This is a genomic window from Streptomyces sp. NPDC111744 (assembly GCF_055634995.1).
Genome location: NZ_JBVKCG010000016.1, coordinates 101897 through 126824 on the forward strand (window position 1 = coordinate 101897; position 24928 = coordinate 126824).

Here is a 24928-nt window from a genome sequence, read left to right on the forward strand (position 1 = left end):
GCCCGACTGTGCCAGCAGGAACCTGAACACATCCTGACTGCCACCGTGTGTATCACTCGCCCCACTGCGCGGTCGGTGAATAGGCCGGGCGTGTTTGGTGGGCGAGGAGGGCGGCGTGGGATGGACAGACCCGCAGTCGAGCGCGGCCGGAACCGATGGGAGGAACTACCGGCCTGGCTCGTGGCTCAGGCCGTGTGTCCCGACGCGTGCTCCGGTTCGGCAACATCCCTGCGGGTGACGGAGAGGTAGCTGACGAGTCCGAGGATGACCGCCAGGAACAGAGCGCTGGTCACGACCGCGCCCAGGCTCAGGCCGCCGTCGCCAGTGGGCTGGGAGAGGTAGTCACCGATCGAGGCGCCCAGCGGGCGGGTCAGGACATAGGCGATCCAGAAACTCCACACGGCCTCCAGGTCCAGCGCGAAGTGCGCGATGGCCACCGCCGCGATGACCACCGCGAAGAGGACGGCGGACAGCCAGTAGCCGAGGCCAATACGCTCGGACACCAGATCACCGGCCGCGGTGCCCAGGGCGAAGGTGGACAGGACCGCCGACCAGTACAAGGACTCGCGACTGGTGGTGTCGATGTGGTGGATGGACAGGATCCGCTCGCGCCGGTACCAGACGACGAAAACGATCGCGAGGAGCATCGCGAACACCGTGGTGCTCGTCTCCAGCGGCACGCCCATGTTGTCGGTGAGGTTGTCGCTGATCAGCGTGCCGACGACGCTGACCAGCGCCACCGCCGGCCAGTACAAGCCCGGCCGGTAGGCGCTGGATCGGAACTGGACCACCAGAACTACGGCCAGCAGGGCACTCATCAGCACCGACACACCGGCCAGCCCGAGACCCGCCTTCTCGTTGAGCAGGTCCGCTGCGGTCTCGCCGACCGTTGTACACAGCACCTTGATGATCCAGAAGTAAATGGTGACCTCAGGCACCTTGCTCCAACGCAGTCGGCCCTGAGAATTGGGGGCCTGACCGGCCTCTGGAACCACTTGGCTCTCAGACGCTTCATAGATCACACTGCCCGACCATGCCACCGGGCACCTGAACGCATCCTGACTGCGGCGCACTTGACCCACCCCGCCCACCCCGCACGGGCACCATGGCGCCACACACACAGCCCATTTCCATCTCGCGGCCCTCTGTCCCACCCCTGCCCCACGTGACGGAAGAGAACCGCCTTGAACTGGGCCGCGTGCTGCGCCGCACGAGCGCACTGCTCGCGGGGCTCGCACTGCACCTGGCGATCCCGCTGCTGGTCATCCCCCACCCGTCCCGTTCCTGCTGCACACCTCGCCCGATACCGACGACGGCGGCGGCCTGGTCACCGCGATGATCCTCGTCGTGACGATGGCCCTCGTGGCAGGCGCCACCGCGTGAACAGGCAAGGGCGACGGCGGCCAGCCCACGAGGGTGCGGCTCGCGCGCCACCTACGACGACTTCGCACGCGCACGTGACACGGTCGCCGCGATCACCGGCAGCCGGCCCACGCCTCTTCGACGTCCGTGCAGTGTCATGTCCACCGGTACGCGGGTCGGCTGGAAACCACCACCACTCCACGTCAGCAGTTGCCGAACCAGCAGGTCACCAAAGGCGTGACCCGCCTGGCGCCCCTCTTACCGGACGGCGGAAGTGGCGACCGGGATGTGGGCGGAGGTGATCGTCATCGGCGTGCCGGTGACGGCGATGAGATAGCTCCCCGGCCCGTGGCCGGCGGGCATCGCGCGGAAACCCCCCGCGGGCTTCACTCGATAGTCCGCGAAGGCGTGCGGGGCCAGCACGGTGGGACCCGAGGCGATGGTCCACCAGTTGGAGGCGCCCTGGCCGGTACGGCTCGCGAAGTGCGGCTCGAGTGCCGTACCAGTGGTGTTGACTGCCCGGACGTCAATGGTGGTGACACCGACACGTGAACCGCGCTTGGCGAAGTGCGGCGCAAGGCTCATGCGCAGTGGCGGCGGGCTCGCGGCGGCTGTCACGACACACGCGAGGGCGGGGGCGAGCAACCCGGCCGCGACGACGGCCTTGGCGCGCCGGCCGGTGAGGCGGGGCAGGCGTGGCTGCCAGGCGGTGGCGAACGCGGTGGCCGGGACGGTGGCGGCGGCCGCCAGCCACAGCGGGGTCATCATCAGGAAGTAGCCGTCCTGGGAACGCGTGGCCAGGTAGAACGCGATCCACGGCAGGACGGTGAGGGCCGGGCCCAGCCGTCGGACGAACAGCAGCGTGGCCGCGAGCAGGCCGAGCAGAAGCAGTTGGCTGCCGTAGGAGTAGTAGTCGAGGCGGCTGCTGCCGTCGGTGAAGTAGTAGGAGATACCCATCACGCCCTGACCGTGCAGGATCGCCTTCTGCTCCAGGGGGAGCAGGATTCCGTTCAACCAGGCCGAGAAGTCCTGGACGGCGAAGTACGCGTTGGCTGCGGACCAGGTGAGGGCGGCTGTGGCCGTGTAGCGGGCGGTGACCGCCAGGGCGCGCCGGGGGCCGAGTTCGCCGCGCCGGACGGCGTACAGGCCGATCAGGAGGAACGGGGCGAGGAACCAGGCGAGTTGCTGGGCGGCGCAGGCGGCGCCAAGGCAGGCCGCCCGCAGTATGCCCCCTGGCCCGAGGTGGCCGCCCTCGCCCGTGCTGGGCCAGCGGACCACAACGGGGATGAGCAGGGCGAGGGCCGTGATGGCCGGGTAGCCGGAGTAGGCGTAGTGGGGCAGGAAGCCGAAACCGAGGCAGACGGCCGTGGCCGCGGACCGCCAGGGCGCCGGAAGCAGGAACCACAGCAGAAGCGAGGAGGCGAGGAGCGCGACGGTGGGGACCAGGGTGGCGGCTGCTGTCGAGTGGACGACGGCATGCACCGGTGCGGCCAGCAGGGCGGTCAGCGGCGGATAGCCGTACGTGTAGTCGGCACCGCCGGACATGGTCTTGGTGATCCCGACGCCGTGTGTGGCGAACAACCATGGCCACGGCTGGCCGTAGACCGGATGCCCGTGCAATATCTGGCTCGCGGCCTGGGCGGTCAGCACGCCTTCGTCGCTGCCGGCGTGGTTGAGCAGGTAGCCACAGGTCACCAGGGCGACGGCGGTGACCAGTACGGCCGCGTCGACCCGGATCAGTGCCCGGCGGGAGCGTACGAGAAGGCTGAGAACGGCGCAGACGAGGATCGAGGCGTAGCAGACGGAGATGACCGCGGCGATCGGCGGGCTCGACGCCATCGCGGTGGTCCAGGCCGCACGCGTGCCGATGAACAGGCTGATCGTGGCCACCAGGGTCATACCCCGGTGCCATTGCTGGGGCCCGGCGTCCGAGACACCGAGGGCTGAGGCCCGGGTCGGGGGCGGTGCCACCAGGTGCGTCGCAGTACGACCACGGATCTCGACGCGCGTTCCGCCACGATGGCTGTCAGCCAAGGACTGCCTCCTCTGCCTCGCCCCCGCCGCCGGCAACCCCATGTGTTCGGCCGCCCGAAAGCCATCTACTACCGCACGTAGAAGTAAGTTCGGTCGGCGAGGTTCCGCCGGGCCGGAGGCTCGTCCGACCGCCCCGGCAGGGGATTCATACATCCCCTGTTCAGGACAGGGGCGAATGGACGCCCCCGCTCGATAATCTACAGTTCACCTGGCGTCTACAAGGCCGTAGTCGGTAAGCGAATTGCGTGAAATCTTCCGCCGAGACGGGACTACTGCACGCCGAAGGGGGCGCCCGTCTCCGCCGCCTCGCGGGCGAGTGCGGTCAGGCTCCGTGCGGGCGCAGTCGGTGCTCGTAGGCGAAGATCACCACCTGTACCCGATCCCGGAGCTGCAGCTTGGCCAGGATGCGCGTGATGTGGGTCTTGACGGTGGCCCCGGTGAGGAGGAGGTGCCGGGCGATCTCCGCGTTGGTCAGGCCGGTGGCGATGAGGTGGAAGACGTCCCGTTCTCCTGCCGTCAGCTGGGCGAACAGCGCGCCGGACGCCTCGTCGCGCGGCCAGGGCGCGACCTTGGCGAAGCGGTCGACGAGGTCGCGGGTGATCCGCGGGGTGAGCACGGCGTCGCCTGAGGCCACGGCTCGGATCGCCTCGTGCAGTACGGCCGGGACGACGTCCTTGAGGAGGAATCCACAGGCTCCCGCCCGCAGACCCGCGAACGCGTACGAGTCGAGGTCGAAGGTGGTCAGGATGAGGACGCGACATGGCGAGGCGCTCGTGATCCGACGGGTCGCCTCGATGCCGTCCATCATGGGCATGCGGACGTCCATGAGGACCACGTCCGGTGCCGTCCGCCGGACGAGGTCGACGGCCTGCCGGCGGTCGGCGGCCTCCGCGACGGACGGCGACGCGGTCCGCCTCACCCAGATTTCCCTGCCCCTTCTGTCTCGTCCTTGCCGACCGGAAGGAGCAGGGTGAAGGTGGTCGGCTGTCGGCTGGTCAGGGAGAGCCTGCCGCCGAGCGAGACGGCCAGGTCACGGGCGAGCGCCAGGCCGATGCCCGTTCCCCGTCCGTCGCCGGTGCGGCCGCGGTCGAAGAGCCGGGACGGCTCGCCCGTCACGGCGCCCTCGTCGCTCACGTCGAAGGCGACGGCGTCGTCCAGGTCCCGCGCGGCCAGCCGGACCGTGCCGCGCCCGTGCATCCGGGCGTTGTCCAGCAGGATGCCGAGCACTTCCGACACGGGCGCGCCCGGAACGCGGACGTCGGCCGGTGCGTCCTGGGTGGCGCACTCCAGGCGTCTGCCGTCCTGGGCGAAGAGGCCGTGCCACCGTTCCTCCGTCTCCCGCAGAAGCTGTCGTACGGCGATGGTCCCGGCGGTGGGGCGAGCCGTCTCTCCGGAGCGGGACAGGCGCAGCACCTCGTCCACCGTGTGGTGCAGGCGCTCGGTGGTGGCCAGCGCCTCGGCCAGCACGGGCCGCAGCAGGGCGTCGTCGTCCTGGGCAAGCCCCGCCTCCAGGGCGAGTTGCAGGCCGGTGAGCGGGGTGCGCAGCTGGTGGGAGGCATTGGCCGTGAAGTCCCTTTCGTGGCGCAGGAGTTCGGAGAGACTGTGCAGCATCTCGTTGTGGGTGCGGGCGACCTGGTCGATCTCTGCGACGCTGCTCGGGGCGGCCCGTGCGTTCAGGTCGCCCTCGGTCACCGCCCGGCAGTGGCGGGAGAGGTCCTCCAGCGGCGCGACCAGCGCACGGGCCTGACGGCGCGCGACGAGCACGGCGACGGTCAGCGCGACTGCGGCCACGCCGAGCAGTAGCGCCCAGGCGGTGACGACCCGGTCGCGTACGGCGACGGCGGGGGATGAAGCCCGTACGACGCCGATCACCTTCTCGGCGTGGGAGACGGGCACGGCCACCACCATGTCGGCGCCCGCCCGGCCCTGTACCGCCGCACCGCCCAGCGCCTGACGGGCCGGGGTGTCGCCAGGCCGTGGGCCGCTGCCCGCGCGCAGTCGTAGTTGGGGGTCGTACAGGCCCAGACGCCCGCCGGCCGGGGGCGCGGGCAGTTCCACCGGGTCGCCGGTCACGTAGTCCGGACTCACGCGTACGGCCCCGGCCAGGGCCGACCGCTCCAGGGTGTCGCGCTGGTCGGCGTACAGGGACGACCTGATCACCAGCGCCAGCGGGACGGCGAGGAGGACGACGGCGACCAGAGCGGCGGTCAGGGCGACTCGCACCACGCGCTGTCTCATGCCCTCATCATGCGGGCGGCTCACCTGGGCGGACGCAGTGCGCCACACGCTTTTGCCGTCGCCTAACCCTCGGCGAGCGGAGCGTTAACCGGCAGCGTCCTAGCGTCGGTGCCATCGACCGTCGAGGCTTCCCGGGAGGCCAGTCGCCATGACAGCACACACAAGGACGTACGCAGCCGTCGGACTGGCCCTCGTGGCAGTGGTCACCGCCGGCTGCTCCGCGTCGGCGTCAGGATCCGGCTCCACCACATCCGCGGCCGTTCCCGCGACCGGCTCTTCCTCCGGGGGTGGCGGCGGTGGCAACGGCAACGGGCAGAACAACCCGGCGCCCACCGAGTCCAACCCGCCAGGCGACATCCCCGACAACCAGGTGTACGTCTCCTACCGGCCGACCGGCGGTTCCTTCGCCGGCTTCACCGTGAAGGTGCCCGAGGGCTGGGCCCGCACAACCCAGGGGAACAGCACCGTGTTCACGGACAAACTCAACACCGTGCGGATCACGGCGGCTTCCGCCGCCGGCGCACCCACGGTCGGCTCGGTCACCGACAAGGTCGTACCCCAACTGCGCTCTCAGGTGGCGAAGTTCGCCTCGCCCAAGGTGAGCGAGGTGAACCGGCACGCCGGGCGGGTGGTCCTGCTGACCTACCAGGGCGACTCGGCGAAGGACCCGGTCACCGGCAAGGTGGTGCGGGACGCCTTCGAGCGGTACGCGTTCTACCGCGCCGGGCACGAGGTGGATCTGACCCTGTCCGGGCCGGTCAATGCCGACAATGTCGACCCATGGCGCATCGTCAGCGACTCCTTCGCCTGGCGGTGAGCGCACCATGCCCGACAGCACACACACTGGCGGCGTCGCCCACGACGCCCTCACTGCCCGCGAGCTGTACCGCTTCTACCGGGCCGGGGAGGAAGAGACACTCGCGCTGCGGGGGGTGTCCCTGACGGTACGGCGCGGTGAGACGGTCGCGGTCGTGGGCCCGTCCGGGGCCGGCAAGTCGACCCTGCTGGCGTGCCTGGCGGGACTCGACGAGCCCTCCGGCGGCGAGGTCCACGTCGACGGCGTACGGATCAGCCATCGGCCCGAGACCGAGCGCGCCCGGCTGCGTGCCCGGCATATCGGTGTCCTGCTGCAGACCCGCAACCTGCTGCCGCACCTGAGCATGCGGGACAACGTCCGCCTGCCTCAGCGGGCCCGGGGCCGCAGGGCCCTCGTCCCGGCCGAGGAACTGCTGGCCCGGGTCGGACTGGCCGACCGGGCACACGCCCTGCCGCGTCATCTGTCCGGCGGAGAGCTGGCGCGGGCCGGGCTCGCCGTCGCGTTGGCCAACGCGCCCGCTGTCCTGCTCGCCGACGAACCGACCGGTGAACTGGACGGCGAAACCGAGCAGTTGGTCCTGTCGATGCTGCGGGAGCGGGCCGCGGAGGGGTGCGCGGTGCTGATCGTCACGCACAGCCGGGAAGCCGTCCGCATCGCGGACCGGGTGATCACCCTGACTGACGGAAAAGCCACTGAAGCACGGCATTACGACCCCGAGGAGGCACCCGATGCCGTCGGATGAAGTGCTCGTCACCTGCACGGACGCGGCCCTGACCTTCGGCCGGGGACCGCAGGCGGTCGTGGCCGTGCACGGTGCCGACCTGGAGATCCGGGCCGGGGACCGGCTGGCGGTCGTCGGCCCCTCGGGGTCCGGCAAGAGCTCTCTTCTGCACCTGCTCGCCGGGCTCGAACAACCCACCAGCGGCAGCGTCACCCACGCAGCAGACCTCGGGCCGTACGACATCGGCCTGGTCTTCCAGGCCGACAGCCTGATCCCCGCCCTGAACGTGGTGGAGAACACCGCCCTGCCCCTGGTCCTCACCGATCGTCCCGAGGGCGAGGCGCGACAGTGCGCGCTCGCGGCACTCGCCCTCGTGGACGCCGCAGACCTGGCCGACCGACTCCCCGAGGAGATCTCCGGCGGCCAGGCCCAGCGGGTGGCCGCCGCCCGGGTCCTGGCCCAGGCACCCCGTCTGATCCTGGCCGACGAGCCCACCGGCCGCCTCGACCACGCCACCGGCGCCCGCGTCCTGGACGCCCTGTTGACGGCCGCCGACCACACCGGCGCAGCACTCGTCGTCACGACCCACGATCCGGCCTTCGCCGCCCGGCTCACCGTCCGGCGCGGCATGCGCGACGGACGGCTGCTCGCACCCGAGGAGGTGTCATGATCGCCGCATGGGCTCGCGGTCTGGCCCGGCACCGCACCGGACGGCTCCTGGCCGCCCTGACCGGCATCGCGCTTGCGGTCGCCCTGGTCGCCGCGCTCGGCTCCTTCCTCACCGCGTCGAAGGCGACCATGACCCAGCGCGCCGTGCGCTCGGTCGCCGTGGACTGGCAGGTCCAGGTGCAGCCCGGCGCCGACCCGCATACGGTCCAGTCCCTGGTGGCCAGGGCCCCGGGCACCCTCACCGCCCTGCCCGTCGGCTTCGCGCACACCAGCGGCTTCACCGCTCGCGTGCAGGGAAGCACCCAGGCCACCGGCCCCGGCATAGCCCTCGGTCTGCCCGACGGCTACCGCGCCCGCTTCCCCGACGCCGTCCGCACGCTCTCCGGCTCGTCCACCGGTGTCCTGCTGGCCCAGCAGACCGCCTCCAACCTGCACGCGGCCCCCGGCGACACCATCGGCGTCCAGCTCCCCGGTGCCGGTCTGCGGCAAGTGAAGGTGGACGGTGTGGTCGATCTGCCCCAGGCCGACTCCCTCTTCCAGACCGTCGGCGCCCCCAGCCAGTCCCAGCCGACCGCGCCCCCGGACAACGTCGTCCTGCTGCCCGCCGCCCGCTTCGCCGCCCTCACCCGCGGCGCCACCGGTGTCACCACCCAGATCCACGCCGCTCGCGACACCGCGCGGCTGCCCTCCGACCCAGCCTCGGCATACTCCGCCGTCACCGGCGCCGCCCACAACCTCGAAGCCCGCTCCGCGGGCACGGCCCTGGTCGGCGACAACGTCGGCGCAGCTCTCGGCTCGGCCCGCCAGGACGCCCTGTACGCCCAGATCCTCTTCCTCTTCCTCGGTGTGCCGGGCGCGGTGCTGGCCGCCGCGCTGACGGCGGCGGTCGCCTCGGCCGGCGGCGAACGGCGCCGGCAGGAACAGGGCCTGCTGCGGCTGCGCGGCCTGCGACCCCGTCAGATCACCGCACTCGCCGGCCTGGAGGCCGCCCTGATCGGCCTCGCAGGAGGTCTGGCCGGGCTGGGCATCGCCGCCCTCACCGGCCGTCTCGCCTTCGGCACGGTCTCCTTCGGCGCGAGCGCGGGAACCTGGTCCGTCTGGTACGCCGTCGCCTTCGTACTCGGAGCCGCGGTGGCCGCAGGCGCCGTCCTCGTCCCTGCCCTGCGGGACCTGCGCACGGTCACCGTCGCCGACACCCGCAAGCAGGAGGACGTACGACGCTCCCGGTCGCCCTGGTGGATGCGCTACGGCCTGGACTTCGCCCTTCTGATCGGCTCGTGGCTCATCTTCCGCGCCTCCTCCGGCAACCAGTACGCACTCGTGCTCGCGCCCGAGGGCGTCCCCAGCATCTCCGTGTCGTACTGGGCCTTCCTCGGCCCCGCCCTGCTGTGGATCGGCGCGGCGTTGCTCCTGTGGCGCCTCACCCTGCTCGCCCTCACCCACGGCCGTCCCGCGCTGGCCCGGCTGGTCCGTCCGCTGACCGCGAGCCTGGCCGGCACCACCGCCGCCGTCCTGGCCCGGCGCCGCCGCCCGTTCGCCAGGTCGGTGGTCCTGCTCGCCCTCGCCGTCTCCTTCGCGATCTCCACCGCCGTCTTCAACGCCACCTACCACCAGCAGGCCGAGGTCGACGCCCGGTTGACCAACGGCGCCGACGTCACGGTCACCGAACCACCCGGCGCCCAGGTCCCACCCACTGCGGGGGCCGCGCTGAAGACCTCCGGCGTACGGCACGTCGAACCCCTCCAGCACCGCTTCGCCTACGTCGGCTCCGACCTGCAGGACCTCTACGGCATCCGACCGGGCACGATCGCCAAGGCCACCTCGCTCCAGGACGCCTACTTCACGGGCGGTACCGCCGACCAGCTGATGCGGCGCCTCGCCCAGCGCCCGGACAACCTCCTCGTCAGCGTCGAGACGGTAAAAGACTTCCAGCTCTCCCCTGGCGACACCGTCAACCTGCGCATCCAGGACACCCGTACCAAGTCTCTGCGCACGGTCCCCTTCCACTACGCCGGCATCGCCAAGGAGTTCCCCACCGCCCCCAAGGACAGCTTCTTCGTCGCCAACGCCTCCTACATCGCCAAGGCCACCGGCGACGACTCGGCCGGCGCCTTCCTCCTCGACACCGGCGGCACGAACCAGCAGCAGATAGCCGCGCAGCTGCGCCAGCAGCTGGGTACCCGGGCCACCGTCACCGACCTCACCCAGACCCGCGGCACCGTCGGCACCAGCCTGACCTCCGTCGACCTGGCCGGCCTCACCCGCATCGAGCTCGCCTTCGCCGTCCTGCTCGCCGCCGGGGCCGGCGGCCTCGTCCTCGCCCTCGGGCTCGCCGAACGCCGCCGCACCTTCGCCATCGCCACCGTCCTCGGCGCGCGACCGCGCCACCTGCGCGGCATGGTTCTCTCCGAGGCCCTGTTGCTGGCCGTCGGTGGCTTGGCCGGAGGCGCCCTCATCGGCTGGGGCCTGTCGCAGATGCTGGTCAAGGTTTTGACGGGCGTCTTCGATCCGCCACCCGCGGCCCTGTCGATCCCCGGCGCCTACCTGGCACTCACCGGGGCAGCCGCCGTCGTCGCCATCCTGGCGGCGGCCCTCAACGGCATCCGCAGCAGCCACCGTCCCGCCGTGGAGGAGCTCCGCGACCTGTGAACACGGCGCGCACCGACGACGAGCCCCTCGCCCCCGCGGCTCCTAGGCTGTCGCGCATGCACACGCCCGCCGCACCGGACCGCAGCCGACTGCGCGTCCTCATCGTCGAGGATGACGAAACCATCGGCCGCCACCTGGAAACCGGCCTGCGTGGCCACGACTACGCCCCGACATGGTGCCGCACCGGAGCGAGCGCTCTGAAGGAAGCGGCTCGGGCACCATACGAGGTACTGCTGCTGGACCTGGGACTGCCGGACATGGACGGCCTGGACGTCGCCCGGCAGGTGCGCGCCCTCTCCCCCGACCTGCTGATCGTCGTACTGACGGCACGGACCGACGACATCGACATCATCGCCGGACTGGACGCCGGGGCCGACGACTACCTGGTCAAACCGTTCAGCCTGACCGTGCTGCTCGCCCGGCTGCGGGCTCATCTCAGGCGGCACGCGGGGGCCGCGCCGGCCCGGGAGCCGGTGCGGCTGGGCGATCTGGTCGTCGACGTGACGGCCCGGCGCTGCGCACTGCACGGTGTCGAAGTCCCGTTGCGGGCCAAGGAGTTCGACCTGCTCGCGGTGCTGGCAGCGCGGGTCGGCGAGGCGGTCTCGCGCGAGACGCTGATGGCCGAGGTGTGGGACGAGAACTGGTTCGGCTCCACCAAGACCCTCGACGTGACGTTGGCGGGCCTGCGCCGCAGACTGACCGAGGCGGCACAGGCGAGCGAAGAGCTGACCCGGTTGCCACGGATCACCACGTTGCGGGGGCACGGGTACCGGCTGGAACGGCCGCCGGATCCGCCGGATTGAGAAGGTGCGCACGGCGCCCCCGGTACGGCAGGCCCGGCGACCAGGAGGAAGGCAAGGCGTCGAGACGGTTCACAGTGCCGAGCGGCGGACCAGGAGCGCCAGGACCAGCAGCCCGGGGGCCATCGGCAGCCACCCGGTCAGCAGGCGGTAGCCGAGGACCGCCGAGACCGCCGCCGGTCCCGGCGCGCCGGCTGCCGTGAGCGCGAGGGCGAGCGCGGCATCCAGCGACCCCAGTCCGCCCGGCGTGGGCAGGAGCGCCGCCGCGCCGCTGGCGATCAGGTAGGCCATGACCACACGGCTCGCGGGGAGGCCGAGGCCGATCGCATGGCCCACGGCAACGACCACCCCGGCATGCAGCAGAGCGAACGCGACCGACCCGCCCCACAGCGCACAGGCCCGTGCCCGGCACCGGTGCACGGCCCGCACGTCGGCGAAGGCCCGGCTCACCACTCGTCTGAGGCGGCCGCTCATAGCGACCGCCAGGGCGACGGCTCCGACCGCCACCGGCACCAGCAGGACCAGCCCATGCGGGACCCGCGCCGAGAGAGGGACCGTGCCGGGCGAGGCGACCAGCAGGGCCACACCAAGCGCGCACCGAACGATCCCGCCGACGGCAGCCTTCACCGCCAGCGCGGTCGCCGAGCACCGAGTGGACAGCCCGCACCGGGTCAGGAACCGCAGGTTGACCGCCGCCGCTCCGGCGCCCGCCGGAAGGAGGTGGTTGGCGGCGCCGGCCGCGAACTGCGCGGCCACCAGCCGCCCCTTGGGCAGCGGTTCGACCACCGCACCCTGCTGCGCCACGGCCGCGCACACCCAGGTGGCCAGGGCGGCGAGGCAGGCGAGCACCAGCCACTCCCCGTCGCCGGCTGCCAGCCGGTCGGTGCCGCTGTCCAGCGTGGCCCGGTGCGCGGCGAGCATCCCGCCGGCGGCGGCGAGCACCACCAGGGTGATTCCCAGCTGGATGTACAGGCGCCTGCCCGCGGTGATCGGCAGGCTCTCGGCCGCGGTCACGACGGTCGCCTCCCCTGCCGTACATCGGGTGCCAGGTACGCCCGAAGAACGCCCACCTGCTCCTCGGGCCAGGTGCGCGCGTACGCGGGCGGACGGCCACCCGGCGGAGCGAGGACAGCGAAGGGTGTGCGGTGAGCGGCACGCGTCAGCTCGGCCAGGGTGGTGCTGGCGTCGTGCCCCGCCGTCTGGGCAGAGCCACAGCCGGTGTAGAAGGCGACTGGGACTGCGTCGTAGCCGCTGAGCAGGCACGGCGGCCGGACCCCAAGTCTGTGGAGGGCGGCGGCGGTGCGGGTCCAGTCGGCGCGGGAGGCGGCGGAGCTGTGCACGGTGTGCTCCAGGACGACGTACTGCACGGCCAGATGGCCTGCCAGGCCGACCGCCACCAGGCCGGCGGCCAGGGTACGTCCGGCCTTGTGGGTCGGGGCCGTGATCAGGTGGACGAGGCCGTGGGCGACGGGGAGGGCGAGCAGGGCGTAAGCGGGCAGCAGGAAGCGGGGGGCCGCGTAGCCGATGAGGAAGAGGTAGGGGACGGCGGCCGTGACGGCGCAAGCTCCCGGGAGCAGGACGGGCATCGCGCGCCGGGCACGTACGGCGACCACCGCGCCGAGGACGGCGAGCAGCGGCAGCGCGAACCACCACAAGGTCACCACCGGACTGGGGACCGATGCGGTGCAGGGCCGGCACAGGGTGCGCCCGCCGAGACTGCGCAACTGGTCGACCACCGCGAGGTGCCAGCCAAGGCCGCCCTGAATGGCGGAGGCGGCAGACAGGCGCTGCGCAAGCCCGCCGTAGCTTGCATACGCCTCGATCACCCACTCGCCGGCACCCGCCACCAGCCCCACGACCAGCACGACGAGAAGACGCGGGCGGCGCAGTGAGAGAGCGAGCAGGGGCAGCACGACGTAGACCGCGTCCATCGGGCGCATCCACGCCATCAGCGCCGCGCCCGCGAACACACCCCACCAGGCCGCCCGGTCCCGTGCGTTCGCCCGGGCGCGCAGGAAGCAACCGACGCAGGCCAGGGCGCCGATCGCGACCCAGTAGTTGGGCATGGCCTGCGGACCGTAGAACAGCGTCACCCACAACGAGGCGAACAGGGCACCGGCCAAGGCCAGGACACCGGGCCCGAGGTGGCCTCGCCAGACTCGCAGGGCGAGGTAGAGGGCCAGGCCGGAGAGGACGGCCAGGTAGATCCGGAGCAGGACGGTGGAGTCGGACCACGATGCGATCGGCGCGGCGAGGAGTGAGATGCCACGGGAGCGGGGGGCGCTGAAGTAGGCGGCAGGAACGTGACCGCTGACCTGGCTGACGTAGACGGTCTCGTCCCAGCCGAGACCGAGATCCGGCCGTACGAGGACGAGCTGGGCGAGCGTGAAGGCGGCCGCCACCGCCCCGAGCCAGGGCTCGCCCCGTGAGCGCCAAGGCCGGACGGCCTGCGAGGGGAGGCCGACGCGCGGGACACCGGTCATCGTGGCGTTCGAGCCGTCGGCCATCTTGCACCTCTCGTCGTCACACGCCACAGGACAGGATCCTCCTACAGCTGGCAGAGGACATCCCACCCTACGACTTGTAGGGTTAGAGGCAGGTGAGAAGGCGCCTTGGCGCTGCTGCCTTCCGTTCAGCGGGCGCCGGGGCGGGCGGTCCCTGATCGTAGGCGAAGATCACCGCCTGGGGCGGGGCGGGAACGACGAGGACCGCACGGCGGAGGACGACCGGGTGGCGGGGACGGACGTCGTCGCTGTCCTGGCTCCCACCTGTCATGCGGCGACGGCCCTGGGGACGGCCGTGATGCTCGCGGCGCAGCGCTCACAGCTCATACCGGTGACGAGGTACTACTTCGGTGCCGTGGCGCAACTCCTGGTGTCGGTGAGGCGGTCGTATGCCTCTTGACACGGATGCACCGGTTGTGCGGCGGTTTCCCCATCACAGGGGAGCACCACGTGGACGAGGCCCGGCTCAGCATCGTCGGGTTCGACACCCCGACCCGGACCAGGGCGGCGGCAGTCCGGGAGCGGTTGGCCACCGCCCTGCCGACCGCGTGACTCGACCTGAACCTGAACAACACTGGCGCCTTTGCGTGCGAGCGCGTTGACACGCGTGGGGATACAAGAGGTGGGCGTTCAGAGGGAGGTAGTGTGTTCGAGGCTCGAACGGTCCTCCATGAGAACCGCGGTGGCAACCGCGATGGGCAAGTCATCCGTCTGAGCCGCCTGCACGCGACCTCTGAAGATGGAGCCGATGAACGTGTCGAACGGCGGCAGACAGCTGCGGAGCGGGGCCACGATAGCAGCCCTCGTCTGTGCCATCACCCTGTTACCCGGCCCGAGTTACGCGGCCCCGCGCGAACCCGATCCGCAGAACGACAGGTCGATCCAGGAAATCCACGACGAGCTGAACGGCCTCTACCGTGCCGCCGAGGTGGCCACCGAGGCGTACAACACCGCGAACGTGAAGGCGACCCAGCAGGAGAAGCGGCTGACGTCGCTCCGCAAGGACCTGTCCCGCACCGAGGGCCGGCTGGACGATCTGCACGACCTCGCGGGTGCGGCCGCCCGGACGCAGTACCGCGGGGGCAATCTCGACTCCACGGGCATCCAGTTGCTGCTCGGCGACCACCCCGACCAGGCCCTGAACGACGCCTCCCAGGCCCGCCAGGCCCTGCGGAACCTGGTCAACGTGTCCGAGAGTCAGAAGAGCGCCCGCGCGGAACTGAGCCGGCAGACCGACGCCGCCGCGGAGAAACTGCGGGAGCTGAAGAGCAGCCGCGCGGCCAAGGCCGCGGCGAAGGGCAAGATCGAGAAGAAGATCGCCGAGGCCGAGCAGATCGAGGCGGGACTCAAGAAGGAACAGACCCGCAAGCTTGCTCAGTTGGAGCAGAAGGAGGCGCAGGAGGCCAAGTCCAAGTGGACGGTCTCCGATTCCGGCGGCGGCACCTCGACCGGTACCGGCTCGGGCAGCGGCCGGACGAAAGCGAGCGGAGCGGCCGCGAAGGCCGTCGACTTCGCGATGGCACAGATCGGCAAACCGTACGTGTGGGGCGCCGTGGGCCCCTCGTCGTACGACTGCTCGGGACTCACCTCCACGGCGTGGGCGGCGGCCGGGCACCCCATACCCCGTACCTCGCAGGCGCAGTGGCAGGGGCTGACCCGGGTCAGCCTGGCCTCCGTGCAGCCCGGAGACCTGATCATCTACTACGACGCCACGCACGTGGGCATGTACATAGGGGGCGGGCAGATCGTCCACGCCCCCCGCCCGGGACGCACGGTCACGACCGCGCCGGCCGCGTCCATGCCCATACTCGGTGTCGTCCGACCCGGAGTCTGAGCGGATGACCTACTCACTGACCCCCCGTAACGAGGGAAACCTCCCCGCGCTGAGCGCACCGCCGCTGATCCGGCTCGACGCCTATGTGGCCGAGGACGGGTCGACGGTGGTCAACGGCCATCTGCTGGACATGGGCGGCACACGGCCCCCCAACGAGGCGATACTCGACGCCATCGCCATGTTCGCCCGCACCCTGCGGGCCCCGGTGGCGGCCACCGTCATCGACCGCACCGTGCAGCAGGTGGCACGTCTGCGGGTGTACCCCGACGGTTCGAGCCGGACCATCGCCGACGAGGAGGACCTGCCGCCCGGGCGCGAGCGTACGGCCGCGGAGGAGGAGTCGTTCCCTCCGCTGGCCCGCGTCGAGCGCATCATCCAGCATGCGCAGCGCCAGGAGCTGCACGCCGCGTTCGTCCTCGCCAGCGCACTGCGGGAGCATCTCACGCTGCGCAGAGGCGCGGAGGACGAACTCTCCCTGGAGGCCCGGGCGATCGAGGCGTATCTCGCGTATCAGCGCGGCGACTACATGCTCTCCACCGTCCTCGCACTGACCGTCGCACGTATCCGCTGCCGCACCGATCTGAACCGGGCGGCACCCGAGGTGGCCCGCGCCACCGCGGCGTGGCAGCGGCTGCTCGACGAGGGCCAGGTGGCCACCCGGGGGCAGGAGTTGCTGCACATGTGGGAGCACCTCTCCTCGGAGGGCCTGCTGCTGGAACCGGCCCACCAGGCCATGGCCCAGGCCGTCCGGATCCGGCTCGAACGGGGCGGCCGGTCCGTACCGGCCGGAGCCACACCACCGGCCGTGACCGCGGGCCAGGGCCCGATCGCTCCCGAGGACAGACCCCTCAAGCCCACGCGACGGGGCCTGCGACGTTTCACCCGCCGGCCCGGCCGGTCCACCGAGCCATCGCCCTAGGGCCTGTCTGACAATTCCCGTCTGCCTCGCGACGCCATGCACGCTCCCCCAGCCTTCGGCCGGGGGGACCCCCACTCGCCGCACCGGGCGCAGACCCAAGTACGTCCAAGTACGAGGGCCTACGCCCGGCACGCCGAGAGCACGCACCTGACGCCGCGAGGCCGCCCTCCGGGCGACGACGGGAATTGTCAGACAGCCCCTAGGCCGGAGCAGCGGCCTGCTGCCGGGGAGGAGAGCCGAGCGCTGCCCGTGCCGGTTCAGAGTGTGAGCAGCTCCTCGTAGAAGCCGCCGAACTCCCGCTGCCGTTCGACGAGATGGATCTCCAGGATCCAGTGGCAGGTACGACCCGCCTTGTCGGTGCGGCGCAGGCGCGTGTCGTTGGCGGGTGCGATGTACGACTCGGTGTCCGCGCCGTCGATCTTCTCGTGCGGGAACTCGCCGACCAGGTGGCCGGCGTGCCACCCGCCCAGCTCCCAGCCCGCCTCGGCGGCCAGCCGCTCCACCTCGGCGTACAACTGCCTCCCGGTGATGTCCGGATCGGCCTCGAAGAACCGCTTGCCGGAGGTGAAGACCCTCGGCAGGTCGTCGCGGAGCCGTCGTTTTACCGGGTCGTCGCCGAGTACGAAGGTCCGCCCGAAGTCGGCCTCGTACTCCTCGAAGATCGGCCCGAAGTCGGCGAACACGATGTCGTCCGTGCCGATCACCCGGTCCGGCGGGTTCTCCCGGTACGGCTTGAGCGTGTTCGGGCCCGAGCGCACGATCCGCTTGTGCCAGTGCCGGGTCGTACCGAAGAGTTCGTTCGCCAGGTCACGGACGCGGTCGCTCACCGCCCGCTCTCCCTCGCCCGGCGCCACCAGCCCCCGCTTCTCCATCTCGGCGAAGAGCCGCACGGCCTTGGCCTGGGCGTCCAGCAGTCGTACCGCACGTGTGGGTTCGTCATGAGCCATAGCACGGAAGGTAGATTTCGCTGCACTCGTGAGTCAATCACATTGGACTAAGCCTGCTGTGACGACCTCGGTGCCGCGCCGGTGGGACGGCGGGCTCGGCGGCCGAGGATGCCGTTGCGCCGCTTTCTCGGATTCCCCAGGGCCGAACGGGCACACGGGTGGTGAATGAGACGGGAGGCACAACGGGCGTTGCCAAAGCGGCTGGTTTATGGACTCATGATCAGCACAAAGCATGGCAATTCACCCCTTTCCCTCTGTCTGTGAGGCGCCTCGTCATGAGTCTGAGCATCCGCAACCAGATCCCCGGCACCGTCACCGCCGTCACCCCCGGCGAGGTGATGGCGACCGTGAGGGTACGCCTGGACGGCGGTCAGGAACTCACCGCCGCGATCACCCTGGAGGCGGTCGAGGACCTGGGGCTGGCCGAGGGGTCGGCAGTCCGGGCCATGATGAAGTCGACCGAGGTCGCCCTCGCGACGGGCCCGGTGGAGGGGCTGTCCATCCGTAACCAGCTGCCCGGCACGGTCAGCGATATCGCCACGGGCGGGGCGATGGCCACGGTCAAGGTCGTGGTCGACGGGGGCGAGCTCACCTCGGCGATCACCAAGGACGCGGTCGCCGACCTCGGTCTGACGGCCGGTTCGCCGGTCGTGGCGCTGATCAAGTCGACCGAGGTGTCCCTCGCGACCGCGTGACTCCGGTCGTACCTCGTCAGGCGTTGATCGGCCCGGTTTCCTCACGCAGGACCCGGGCCTCGCGCCCGTCGAGAGCGGCGAGCACCTCGGCGCACACGGCGGGTGCCGTCTCGGCCGGGTGCGGGCGCCGAGGTCCAGGCCGATCGGGCCGTGGATACGTCCGATGTGGGTCTCGTCGAGGCCGGCCTTGGCCAGGGCCTGGGCGCGGGGCCTCAGCACGCCGTGAGCCCAGCGCCGCCGACGTAGGCGATGCCGTGGTCGGCGCGGGGTGCAGGGCCGGGATCTCGACGTCCGGTTCATGGCTGAGGACGATCAGGCAGGCGGCGGCCGGCTGCTCGGCGAGGAGCTTGACGGTGTCCTGGGCGGGGGCCGTCACGGTGGCCTGCCGGCCCAGCAGCCGGGCCTCGAGAAGGAGTTCGGCGAGTTCGCCGCCTCCGGCGATGACCGGACGGGGTACGGCCGGGGTACGGCCGGGAAGGCCTCGATGAGGACGAGTCCGTCGTCCGTGAACCGGGTGTCGCGGCCGGCGCGGCGGCGGGCGAGCAGGTGCAGGGCGCGTTCGACGGCCTGGGCGCACGCCTCGGCACCGGAACCGGAATCGGTGCCGTCCCGCTGCTCCGGTGTCGCGACGGTGCTGACGGCCCCTGCCTGGTTCATGGCCTTGACCGCCTCGTCCAGGCAGATACGGGCGAGTTCCGCGTCTCCCACGTCCGGGTGTGCGTCGCCCAGGCTCATAGGGACGCGGCCCTCGTTGCAGGGGTCACCGCCCGGCAGGTCGCCAGTGGTGTCGACGCGATCCGAACAGCAAGCCGGTATGCCGAGGTCAGGTGTGCGAGTCGCGCGACAGCAAGGAGAGCGAATCCGGAGTGATCTCTCCCTCGCAGTGCCGGCACCCGGACTCCATCCGCAGGGGGTGACCGCACTCGTGCCGGAAGGCGACCGCAGGGGTGTCCACCGCCCACCTGTCGCCCCATTGCAGCAGGCCGATCATGACGGGGAAGAGCTCCTGCCCCGCCTGGGTGAGGTGGTACTCGTGGCGGGGAGGGTGCTCGCTGTACTGCCGCCGCTCGATCACGCCCGCCGCTTCGAGCTTGCGCAGCCGGTCGGCGAGGATGTCGCGGGGCGCGCCCGTGTAGCCGGCGATCTTCGCGAAGCGGTACACGCCGTACGCCATCTCCCGCAGCGCGAGCAGTGACCACCGCTCGCCGACGATCTGCAGTGCGGCGGCGATCGAGCAGGGGCGTACGCCCACCGGCATGTCCGCCATCACCGAAAGCGGCTTTGTGACGGCCCCTGTGCCGGCCGTCTGCGGCTCACCGGCCGGCTGCGGTTGTACGTCCATGAGCCCACATTACCCCTGGTTGGTTGTGTTTCACGACTCACTCGGGGTAGCGTCGGGCGTGGTAAGTAGGAAATTCAAACTCAGTTGCGAGGACAGTATGGCCGTACCCGAGGGGGCCTCCACCGCCGCGCCTGCCGGGTCACCGACGGTTGAGGTGCCGGTCCAGGACGCCGCCGCGCGACGGCACGCGTTGCGGGTGCTGGCGCTGAGCAGCCTCGGCGTGTTCGTGGTGTTCCTCGACACCACGATCGTCAATGTCGCCTTCGAGACCATCGGCCGCAGTTTCCATGCCACGGCCGGCCATCTGGCGTGGGTGCTCAACGCCTACAGCCTGGTCTTCGCCGCCGTCCTCATACCGGCCGGCCGGCTCGCCGACCGTTACGGGCGCAAGCGGGTCTTCCTGATCGGCATCACCGGGTTCGCGGCGACAAGCGCCCTGTGCGGGCTGGCGCCGAACGTCGGAATGCTCATCGCGGGGCGAGCCCTGCAAGCGGCGTTCGCCGCCCTGGTCACTCCGACGTCGCTGTCCCTGATCCTCCCGGAGTTCCCGGCGGCCCGGCGGCCGGTCGCGATAGGCACCTGGGGCTCCATGGGTGCGGCGGCGGCCGCGCTCGGCCCCACCCTGGGCGCACTGCTGACCCAGTACGCCTCCTGGCGCTGGATCTTCCTGGTCAACGTGCCGATCTGCGCGGTGATCGCCTTCCTCGGGCTGCGCCTGCTGCGCGAGGCCCGCGACCCGCACGCCCACGGCCTGCCCGACCCGCTCGGCGTCCTGCTGATCGCCGCGACGCCCGCCGCGCTGAGCCTGGGCATCATCGAGGGCCCGAACTGGGGCTGGTCCGACCCGCGGGTGATCGGCGCCTTCGTGCTCGCCGCGCTGCTGCTCCCGGCCTTCATCCTGCGCGACCGCTCCACCGCGCAGCCCGTGATGGACTTCGCGCTCTTCCGGGTCCGGCAGTTCCGGCTGGTCAACGCGGCGACGCTGCTGTTCGCGGCCGCCTTCTACGGCATGCTGCTCAGCAACATCATCTTCCTGCAGACGGTGTGGCACTACTCGGTGCTGCGCGCCGCCCTCGCCACCGCGCCGAGCCCGCTGGTGGTCACCGCCGTGGCACGCACCGCCAGCCGCCTCTCCCACACCTACGGCGCACGGCGTGTGCTCACCTGCGGCGCCCTGTTCTGGACCGCCGGCCTCGCCCTCAACGCGATCGTCGTCGGCCCCACCCCGCACTGGAGCACCCACTGGCTGCCCGCGGCGCTGCTCACCGGACTCGGTGTCGGGCTCACCCTGCCCGCCCAGTCCGGAGCCGCCGTCCAGGCACTGCCGCCGGGGCGGTTCGCACTCGGCTCGGCGATCAACGCGAGCCTCCGCCAGCTCGGCGCGGTCCTCGGCATCAGCCTCTTCGTCGCCGTCCTCGGCACCCCCACAGCGGCCAACGCCGTCGGCTCCTTCCACCGGGTCTGGTGGCTCCTCGCCGCCCTGGGCCTGGCCGCCGGCGCCGTCCTGTGGACACCGGGCAGTCGCCGGGCCGACGCGGACACGGGGGCAGCCGAGCAGAAGCCGGTGTACGCGCCCGAGGGGGCGCACGACCACTGAGACGGGTCGGCGAAGGAGCGGTACCGCGCGCCCTGCTGTCACTCCGTGGGAGCGCTGGGCCCCCGGCCCCAGGCGGGCGGGCTCAGCGCGGCGGCGGCACCGGGAAGAGCATGCAGCTGCTGGTGGCGTGGGCGAGCAGCCGGTCCGTCCCGTCGACCAACTGCGCTTGTGCGAGGGCGGTTTGACGCCCCTTGCTGAGTACGGTGCCGATGGCGCGCACCGTACCGGTCTCCACGGTGATCCGGCGCAGGAACTTCACGGTCAGGTCGAGCGAGGTGTACGCCATCCCCCGCGGGAGAGTTGACTGCACGGCGCATCCCGCGGCCGAGTCCAGCAGGACGGCGAAGATGCCGCCGTGCACGCTGCCGATCGGGTTGTAGTGCTCCTCCCCCGGCGTCAGGGAGAAGACCGCCCGCCCGGGCTCAACCTCGTCCAGGACGAAGTCGACGGTGTGGTTGATCGGCGGACTCGGCAGCCCTCCCGCCTGCAACTCGCGCAGGAAGTCGATACCGGCCATACGTCCGGCGGCCTCCGCCAGGACCGCGGGATCGTCCCACTGATACGTACGTGTCCGCCCCACGGCACCGAGCCCTTCCCTCTGACTTTTCCAAATGAAGCTAGCTTCCCTCGCGCCTGACTGTCAATGACGAAGTCAGGCCCTTACGATGGTGTGATGGAGTGGCTTGAGGCGAGCACGGAGAACTGCCCCGTCCAGCGCACGCTCGACGTGGTCGGCGAGAAATGGACGCTGCTGATCCTGCGGGACGCCGTCAACGGAGTCCGCCGCTTCGACGACTTCCACCGCCACATCGGCCTGTCCGAGGCGGTCCTCAGCGACCGCCTCCGCAAACTGATCTCGGCCGGCATCCTGAAGACCGCCCCCTACCGGGAGCCCGGCAGCCGCGCCCGCAACGAGTACTGTCTGACCCGCAAGGGCTGGGATCTGTGGCCCGTGCTCATGGCGCTGACCCAGTGGGGCGAGACCTACGCCCTCGACCCCGGGGAGAACCCCCCGCTGGACGTTCGCCACACCGACTGCGACGCCCAGGTCCGCGTCGTCGTCCAGTGCTCCGCGGACCACTCGGCCCTCACCCCCGGGGAGGTCACCGCCCGGCTGCGCCCGGGTGCCCGGCTCCGTTCGTAAGCCGCCGTCCCCCGACCGGCAGACAGGTCCGGGCGGGGCCCTGGGCAGCTCCGGAGCGGCCGGACGACAACCCGGTGTCCCCCACCACCCCACCCGGGTCCGGGTCGAATCGACGGAGGCACGGCTCCCCGCTGGGGGCATGCCACCATCGGCTGACCGCACGACGACCACCAGTCGAGGAGAAGCGCCATGTCCGCCCGCCCGAGCCTGCTGTACGTGACCGACCTCGCCTACCCGGCGAGCGGGCGCCGGTACGGCGACGAGGACATATTCCTGACCGCCCGGCTCCGCGGGGACTTCGACGTCGCCCTGTGCCATCCGCGTGACGCCGCGGCCCTGATGGACCGCTTCGACGCGGTCGTGGTGCGCAACAGCGGTCCGGTGCTCCACTACCGGCAGGAGTACGACGCTTTCCGCGACCGGGCCGCGGCATCCGGAACCCGGGTCTACAACCCGCTGAACGGCCGGGCCGACATGGCCGGCAAGGGGTATCTGCTGGACCTGACCGCGGCCGGATACCCGGTCATCCCCACCATCGACCGGCCGCGCCATCTGGACCGCCTGCCCAAGAGCGACCAGTACGCGGTCAAGCCCAGGGCGGGAGCGGACTCCATAGGCCTGACCTTCGTGGCCCAGGACCGGCTGGCCGGCCTCGCCTACGGCGACATCCTGGTCCAGCCACGCATCGACTTCCGCTACGAGGTGTCCTTCTACTACGTCGACGACACCTTCCAGTACGCGCTCCACGCCCCCGACCCAGGCCGCCGCTGGGTCCTCGAACCGTACGAGCCGTCCGAAGCCGATCTTGTCTTCGCCCGGCGTTTCATCGACTGGAACACGCTCGACCACGGCATCCAGCGCGTGGACGCCTGCCGAACCCAGGAGGGCGGCCTTCTCCTGGTCGAGCTGGAAGACCTCAACCCCTATCTCTCCCTCGACCTCGTGACCGACCGGACCCGCGACGCCTTCGTCAGCTCCATGACCGCCTCCCTCCACCACTTCCTGGAAGCCGACTCCCGCGCCTGAGCCCCGCCTGAAGGAGCATCCGCAGCCGGGCCGCGGGGCGCGTCGTCGAGCGCCGGGACGGCCCTCGGGTTGGCGCCGCCTTCAAGGCCCGGGCAACCTTTGGGCCGTTGAGGACAGCACCCGGGCCGCAAGCCGGAAGGGCTCCCGCGGGCATCCGGCTCGCGGGAGCCCTTCTTCTCTCCGCCTGCCGACGTGAAGGGTGAGAAGACGATCACGAGGCAGGACGTATCAGTGGCTCAGGGAGCCAGCAGCAGGCTGTCGCCGCGCTCCTTGGCGGTGGCATGACGCCTGGCCACGTCCTGCCAGTTGACGACGGCCCACATGGCGTCGATGAAGTCGACCTTCTGGTTCTTGTACTGGAGGTAGAAGGCGTGCTCCCAGGCGTCGAAGACCAGGATCGGGGTGGAGCCCTGGCCGACGTTGCCCTGGTGGTCGTAGATCTGCTCGACGACCAGCCGTCCGCTGAGCGCCTCGTAGGCCAGGACGCCCCAGCCGGAACCCTGAGTGGTCGCGGCGGCCTTGGTGAGCTGGGCCTTGAAGCCGGCGAAAGACCCGAAGGACTCGGTGATCGCGTCCGCCAGGTCACCCACGCCGTCGGCGGCCAGCGGCTCGCCGCCGCCGTCCTCCGGGCCGGTCATGTTCTGCCAGTAGATGCTGTGCAGGATGTGGCCGGACAGGTGGAAGGCCAGGTTCTTCTCCAGGCCATTGACCGAGCCCCAGCTGTCCTTGTCGCGTGCCTCCGCGAGCTGCTCCAGCGTGTCGTTGGCGCCCTTGACGTAGGCCGCGTGGTGCTTGGCGTGGTGCAGCTCGATGATCTCGGGGCTGATGACCGGGGCGAGCGCCGAGTAGTCGTACGGAAGCTCCGGGAGCGTGTACACCGGCATGTCCAACGTCCTCCGACCTTATTGCGACCAATATGCAAGTGCAGCCTATCAGCAGTAAGCGTTTCTGTTGACGAGGCGTTCGACCTGGGCGGACGGATTGCGGTGCACGCCGAGGTGCCGCCGAGGCATCAGCGTGGCCCGGGCGCGGGCCACGCGGGAGCGGACCGTGCCGATCGGGCAGTCGCTGACCTCGGCCGCCTCCGCGCAGGGGAGGCCGAGCAACTGGGTGAGGACGAACGCCTCCCGGCGCTCGTCGGGCAGCGCGGCCAGCAGATCCAGCAGGGCGATGCCGTCGTCGAAGCCGGGCAGGTCCCGGGGCTGGGCCAGTTCGACAGCCGGCTGCCAGTCCGGTACGTCGGACAGCCGGGGCCGCGCGGCGGCGTGCCGGTAGCTGTCGACCACCGCCCGGCGGGCGATGGACAGCAACCAAGTGCGCGCCGAGGAGCGGGCCTCGAAGCGGTGCAGGCTGCCGAGCGCGCGCAGGAACCTGTCCTGGGCGACGTCCTCGACTGGCTATGCCGTTACTTCTTGGGCGGCTTCGGCTGGTGGGCCTTCTTCACGATCTGGGCCCTGGGGTCGGCGGCGAGCAGCGACTCGACGAGGGTGTTCTTCTTTTTGGCCTGGAGCCCCCGCTGCGTCTCCGAGGAGCGGGTCGGCTCCTGGTAACGGCCGTGGATCGGGTCGTCGCCGCCCTTGGAGATGAAGTGGTTGGCGATGACGAAGACCGTCTGGCCCCGGAAAGCGTC

General features: G+C 71.2%; 24 protein-coding genes and 1 pseudogene. 13 read left to right on the forward strand and 12 right to left on the reverse strand.

What is annotated here, in order from left to right; translation table 11 throughout:
* Positions 1-185: 185 nt before the first annotated feature.
* A complete protein-coding gene (locus ACZ7OO_RS30315; protein ID WP_471509543.1) occupies positions 186-1022 on the reverse strand; it encodes a COG4705 family protein in 837 nt (278 codons plus the stop codon).
* Between the two features lie 143 nt (positions 1023-1165).
* Here ACZ7OO_RS30315 and ACZ7OO_RS30320 point away from each other — a divergent pair, with 143 nt between their 5' ends.
* On the forward strand, positions 1166-1339 hold the full coding sequence (locus ACZ7OO_RS30320; protein ID WP_471509545.1) for a hypothetical protein: 174 nt from the start codon (positions 1166-1168) through the stop codon (positions 1337-1339).
* A 281-nt stretch (positions 1340-1620) separates the two neighbouring features.
* Here the strand turns inward: ACZ7OO_RS30320 and ACZ7OO_RS30325 are convergent, their stop codons facing one another.
* The 3 genes from ACZ7OO_RS30325 to ACZ7OO_RS30335 all read right to left on the reverse strand — a co-directional run bounded on the left by ACZ7OO_RS30325 (position 1621) and on the right by ACZ7OO_RS30335 (position 5634).
* Entirely contained in the window at positions 1621-3261 is a 1641-nt protein-coding gene (locus tag ACZ7OO_RS30325; protein WP_471509766.1) for a hypothetical protein, read from the reverse strand.
* Positions 3262-3718: 457 nt separating this feature from the next.
* Positions 3719-4315 (reverse strand): response regulator, encoded by a 597-nt coding sequence (locus ACZ7OO_RS30330; RefSeq protein WP_471509547.1) that lies wholly within the window; start codon positions 4313-4315, stop codon positions 3719-3721.
* The gene (locus ACZ7OO_RS30335) at positions 4312-5634 is read right to left on the reverse strand and encodes a HAMP domain-containing sensor histidine kinase (RefSeq protein ID WP_471509549.1); all 1323 of its coding nucleotides are present in this window, start codon (positions 5632-5634) and stop codon (positions 4312-4314) included. Before ACZ7OO_RS30335 ends, ACZ7OO_RS30330 begins: the two co-directional genes overlap by 4 nt.
* Before the next feature lie 148 nt (positions 5635-5782).
* On the opposite strand from ACZ7OO_RS30335, the gene ACZ7OO_RS30340 reads away from it, so the two are divergent.
* Genes ACZ7OO_RS30340 through ACZ7OO_RS30360 form a run of 5 tightly spaced genes read left to right on the forward strand, consistent with a single transcriptional unit; the run spans position 5783 to position 11293 of the window.
* Entirely contained in the window at positions 5783-6451 is a 669-nt protein-coding gene (locus ACZ7OO_RS30340) for a hypothetical protein (protein ID WP_471509551.1), read from the forward strand.
* A gap of 7 nt (positions 6452-6458) precedes the next feature.
* Positions 6459-7193, forward strand: coding sequence for an ABC transporter ATP-binding protein (locus ACZ7OO_RS30345; RefSeq protein WP_471509553.1), 735 nt, complete (start codon positions 6459-6461; stop codon positions 7191-7193).
* Positions 7180-7842, forward strand: coding sequence for an ABC transporter ATP-binding protein (locus ACZ7OO_RS30350; RefSeq protein ID WP_471509555.1), 663 nt, complete (start codon positions 7180-7182; stop codon positions 7840-7842). The genes ACZ7OO_RS30345 and ACZ7OO_RS30350 overlap by 14 nt, the downstream gene beginning before the upstream one ends.
* Entirely contained in the window at positions 7839-10490 is a 2652-nt protein-coding gene (locus ACZ7OO_RS30355) for an ABC transporter permease (protein ID WP_471509557.1), read from the forward strand. The genes ACZ7OO_RS30350 and ACZ7OO_RS30355 overlap by 4 nt, the downstream gene beginning before the upstream one ends.
* Before the next feature lie 56 nt (positions 10491-10546).
* A complete protein-coding gene (locus ACZ7OO_RS30360; protein WP_471509559.1) occupies positions 10547-11293 on the forward strand; it encodes a response regulator transcription factor in 747 nt (248 codons plus the stop codon).
* A gap of 69 nt (positions 11294-11362) precedes the next feature.
* Here the strand turns inward: ACZ7OO_RS30360 and ACZ7OO_RS30365 are convergent, their stop codons facing one another.
* Both ACZ7OO_RS30365 and ACZ7OO_RS30370 read right to left on the reverse strand, forming a co-directional pair.
* The gene (locus ACZ7OO_RS30365; protein WP_471509563.1) at positions 11363-12304 is read right to left on the reverse strand and encodes a lysylphosphatidylglycerol synthase domain-containing protein; all 942 of its coding nucleotides are present in this window, start codon (positions 12302-12304) and stop codon (positions 11363-11365) included.
* A complete protein-coding gene (locus tag ACZ7OO_RS30370; RefSeq protein ID WP_471509566.1) occupies positions 12301-13797 on the reverse strand; it encodes a hypothetical protein in 1497 nt (498 codons plus the stop codon). The genes ACZ7OO_RS30365 and ACZ7OO_RS30370 overlap by 4 nt, the downstream gene beginning before the upstream one ends.
* Positions 13798-14542: 745 nt before the next feature.
* Here ACZ7OO_RS30370 and ACZ7OO_RS30375 point away from each other — a divergent pair.
* Together ACZ7OO_RS30375 and ACZ7OO_RS30380 are read left to right on the forward strand one after the other, a co-directional pair.
* A complete protein-coding gene (locus tag ACZ7OO_RS30375; protein ID WP_471509568.1) occupies positions 14543-15628 on the forward strand; it encodes a C40 family peptidase in 1086 nt (361 codons plus the stop codon).
* Positions 15629-15632: 4 nt separating this feature from the next.
* Positions 15633-16547: a hypothetical protein gene (locus ACZ7OO_RS30380; RefSeq protein WP_471509570.1), complete on the forward strand. Its 915-nt coding sequence runs from the start codon at positions 15633-15635 to the stop codon at positions 16545-16547.
* A gap of 257 nt (positions 16548-16804) precedes the next feature.
* Here ACZ7OO_RS30380 and ACZ7OO_RS30385 read toward each other — a convergent pair whose 3' ends face one another.
* A complete protein-coding gene (locus ACZ7OO_RS30385) occupies positions 16805-17494 on the reverse strand; it encodes a M24 family metallopeptidase (protein ID WP_471509572.1) in 690 nt (229 codons plus the stop codon).
* Positions 17495-17769: 275 nt separating this feature from the next.
* On the opposite strand from ACZ7OO_RS30385, the gene ACZ7OO_RS30390 reads away from it, so the two are divergent.
* A complete protein-coding gene (locus ACZ7OO_RS30390) occupies positions 17770-18189 on the forward strand; it encodes a TOBE domain-containing protein (RefSeq protein ID WP_471509574.1) in 420 nt (139 codons plus the stop codon).
* A gap of 372 nt (positions 18190-18561) precedes the next feature.
* Here the strand turns inward: ACZ7OO_RS30390 and ACZ7OO_RS30395 are convergent, their stop codons facing one another.
* Both ACZ7OO_RS30395 and ACZ7OO_RS30400 read right to left on the reverse strand, forming a co-directional pair.
* Positions 18562-18924, reverse strand: a complete 363-nt coding sequence (locus ACZ7OO_RS30395; protein WP_471509576.1) for a hypothetical protein — start codon at positions 18922-18924, stop codon at positions 18562-18564.
* Positions 18925-19012: 88 nt separating this feature from the next.
* Positions 19013-19531 carry a winged helix-turn-helix transcriptional regulator gene (locus tag ACZ7OO_RS30400; protein ID WP_471509578.1) on the reverse strand — a complete coding sequence of 173 codons (519 nt, stop codon included), beginning with the start codon at positions 19529-19531 and terminating at the stop codon, positions 19013-19015.
* 97 nt (positions 19532-19628) lie between these two features.
* Between ACZ7OO_RS30400 and ACZ7OO_RS30405 the strand changes: the two genes are divergently transcribed.
* Positions 19629-21128: an MFS transporter gene (locus tag ACZ7OO_RS30405; RefSeq protein WP_471509580.1), complete on the forward strand. Its 1500-nt coding sequence runs from the start codon at positions 19629-19631 to the stop codon at positions 21126-21128.
* A gap of 82 nt (positions 21129-21210) precedes the next feature.
* Here ACZ7OO_RS30405 and ACZ7OO_RS30410 read toward each other — a convergent pair whose 3' ends face one another.
* On the reverse strand, positions 21211-21708 hold the full coding sequence (locus ACZ7OO_RS30410; RefSeq protein WP_471509582.1) for a PaaI family thioesterase: 498 nt from the start codon (positions 21706-21708) through the stop codon (positions 21211-21213).
* Positions 21709-21801: 93 nt separating this feature from the next.
* Here ACZ7OO_RS30410 and ACZ7OO_RS30415 point away from each other — a divergent pair, with 93 nt between their 5' ends.
* A complete protein-coding gene (locus ACZ7OO_RS30415; protein ID WP_471509583.1) occupies positions 21802-22272 on the forward strand; it encodes a winged helix-turn-helix transcriptional regulator in 471 nt (156 codons plus the stop codon).
* 189 nt (positions 22273-22461) lie between these two features.
* The gene (locus tag ACZ7OO_RS30420; RefSeq protein WP_471509584.1) at positions 22462-23298 is read left to right on the forward strand and encodes an ATP-grasp domain-containing protein; all 837 of its coding nucleotides are present in this window, start codon (positions 22462-22464) and stop codon (positions 23296-23298) included.
* A gap of 236 nt (positions 23299-23534) precedes the next feature.
* Here ACZ7OO_RS30420 and ACZ7OO_RS30425 read toward each other — a convergent pair whose 3' ends face one another.
* Both ACZ7OO_RS30425 and ACZ7OO_RS30430 read right to left on the reverse strand, forming a co-directional pair.
* Positions 23535-24182 carry a superoxide dismutase gene (locus ACZ7OO_RS30425; RefSeq protein WP_471509585.1) on the reverse strand — a complete coding sequence of 216 codons (648 nt, stop codon included), beginning with the start codon at positions 24180-24182 and terminating at the stop codon, positions 23535-23537.
* A gap of 48 nt (positions 24183-24230) precedes the next feature.
* A pseudogene (locus ACZ7OO_RS30430) lies at positions 24231-24689 on the reverse strand (sigma-70 family RNA polymerase sigma factor); the annotation flags it as partial.
* On the opposite strand from ACZ7OO_RS30430, the gene ACZ7OO_RS30435 reads away from it, so the two are divergent.
* Complete coding sequence (locus ACZ7OO_RS30435) at positions 24642-24848, forward strand: hypothetical protein (RefSeq protein WP_471509587.1); 207 nt, start codon at positions 24642-24644, stop codon at positions 24846-24848. The pseudogene ACZ7OO_RS30430 and the gene ACZ7OO_RS30435 sit on opposite strands and share 48 nt — an antisense overlap.
* Positions 24849-24928: the final 80 nt, after the last annotated feature.

Bases quoted from the DNA above. Each gene is read 5' to 3' on its own strand.
- ACZ7OO_RS30390 (WP_471509574.1), top strand. From the start codon at position 17,770: ATGAGTCTGAGCATCCGCAACCAGATCCCCGGCACCGTCACCGCCGTC.
- ACZ7OO_RS30425 (WP_471509585.1), bottom strand. From the start codon at position 24,182: ATGCCGGTGTACACGCTCCCGGAGCTTCCGTACGACTACTCGGCGCTC.
- ACZ7OO_RS30415 (WP_471509583.1), top strand. From the start codon at position 21,802: ATGGAGTGGCTTGAGGCGAGCACGGAGAACTGCCCCGTCCAGCGCACG.
- ACZ7OO_RS30340 (WP_471509551.1), top strand. From the start codon at position 5,783: ATGACAGCACACACAAGGACGTACGCAGCCGTCGGACTGGCCCTCGTG.
- ACZ7OO_RS30335 (WP_471509549.1), bottom strand. From the start codon at position 5,634: ATGAGACAGCGCGTGGTGCGAGTCGCCCTGACCGCCGCTCTGGTCGCC.
- ACZ7OO_RS30380 (WP_471509570.1), top strand. From the start codon at position 15,633: ATGACCTACTCACTGACCCCCCGTAACGAGGGAAACCTCCCCGCGCTG.
- ACZ7OO_RS30405 (WP_471509580.1), top strand. From the start codon at position 19,629: ATGGCCGTACCCGAGGGGGCCTCCACCGCCGCGCCTGCCGGGTCACCG.
- ACZ7OO_RS30370 (WP_471509566.1), bottom strand. From the start codon at position 13,797: ATGGCCGACGGCTCGAACGCCACGATGACCGGTGTCCCGCGCGTCGGC.
- ACZ7OO_RS30395 (WP_471509576.1), bottom strand. From the start codon at position 18,924: ATGAGCCTGGGCGACGCACACCCGGACGTGGGAGACGCGGAACTCGCC.
- ACZ7OO_RS30355 (WP_471509557.1), top strand. From the start codon at position 7,839: ATGATCGCCGCATGGGCTCGCGGTCTGGCCCGGCACCGCACCGGACGG.
- ACZ7OO_RS30420 (WP_471509584.1), top strand. From the start codon at position 22,462: ATGTCCGCCCGCCCGAGCCTGCTGTACGTGACCGACCTCGCCTACCCG.
- ACZ7OO_RS30345 (WP_471509553.1), top strand. From the start codon at position 6,459: ATGCCCGACAGCACACACACTGGCGGCGTCGCCCACGACGCCCTCACT.
- ACZ7OO_RS30375 (WP_471509568.1), top strand. From the start codon at position 14,543: ATGAACGTGTCGAACGGCGGCAGACAGCTGCGGAGCGGGGCCACGATA.
- ACZ7OO_RS30400 (WP_471509578.1), bottom strand. From the start codon at position 19,531: ATGGACGTACAACCGCAGCCGGCCGGTGAGCCGCAGACGGCCGGCACA.
- ACZ7OO_RS30360 (WP_471509559.1), top strand. From the start codon at position 10,547: ATGCACACGCCCGCCGCACCGGACCGCAGCCGACTGCGCGTCCTCATC.
- ACZ7OO_RS30325 (WP_471509766.1), bottom strand. From the start codon at position 3,261: ATGACCCTGGTGGCCACGATCAGCCTGTTCATCGGCACGCGTGCGGCC.
- ACZ7OO_RS30385 (WP_471509572.1), bottom strand. From the start codon at position 17,494: ATGGCTCATGACGAACCCACACGTGCGGTACGACTGCTGGACGCCCAG.
- ACZ7OO_RS30350 (WP_471509555.1), top strand. From the start codon at position 7,180: ATGCCGTCGGATGAAGTGCTCGTCACCTGCACGGACGCGGCCCTGACC.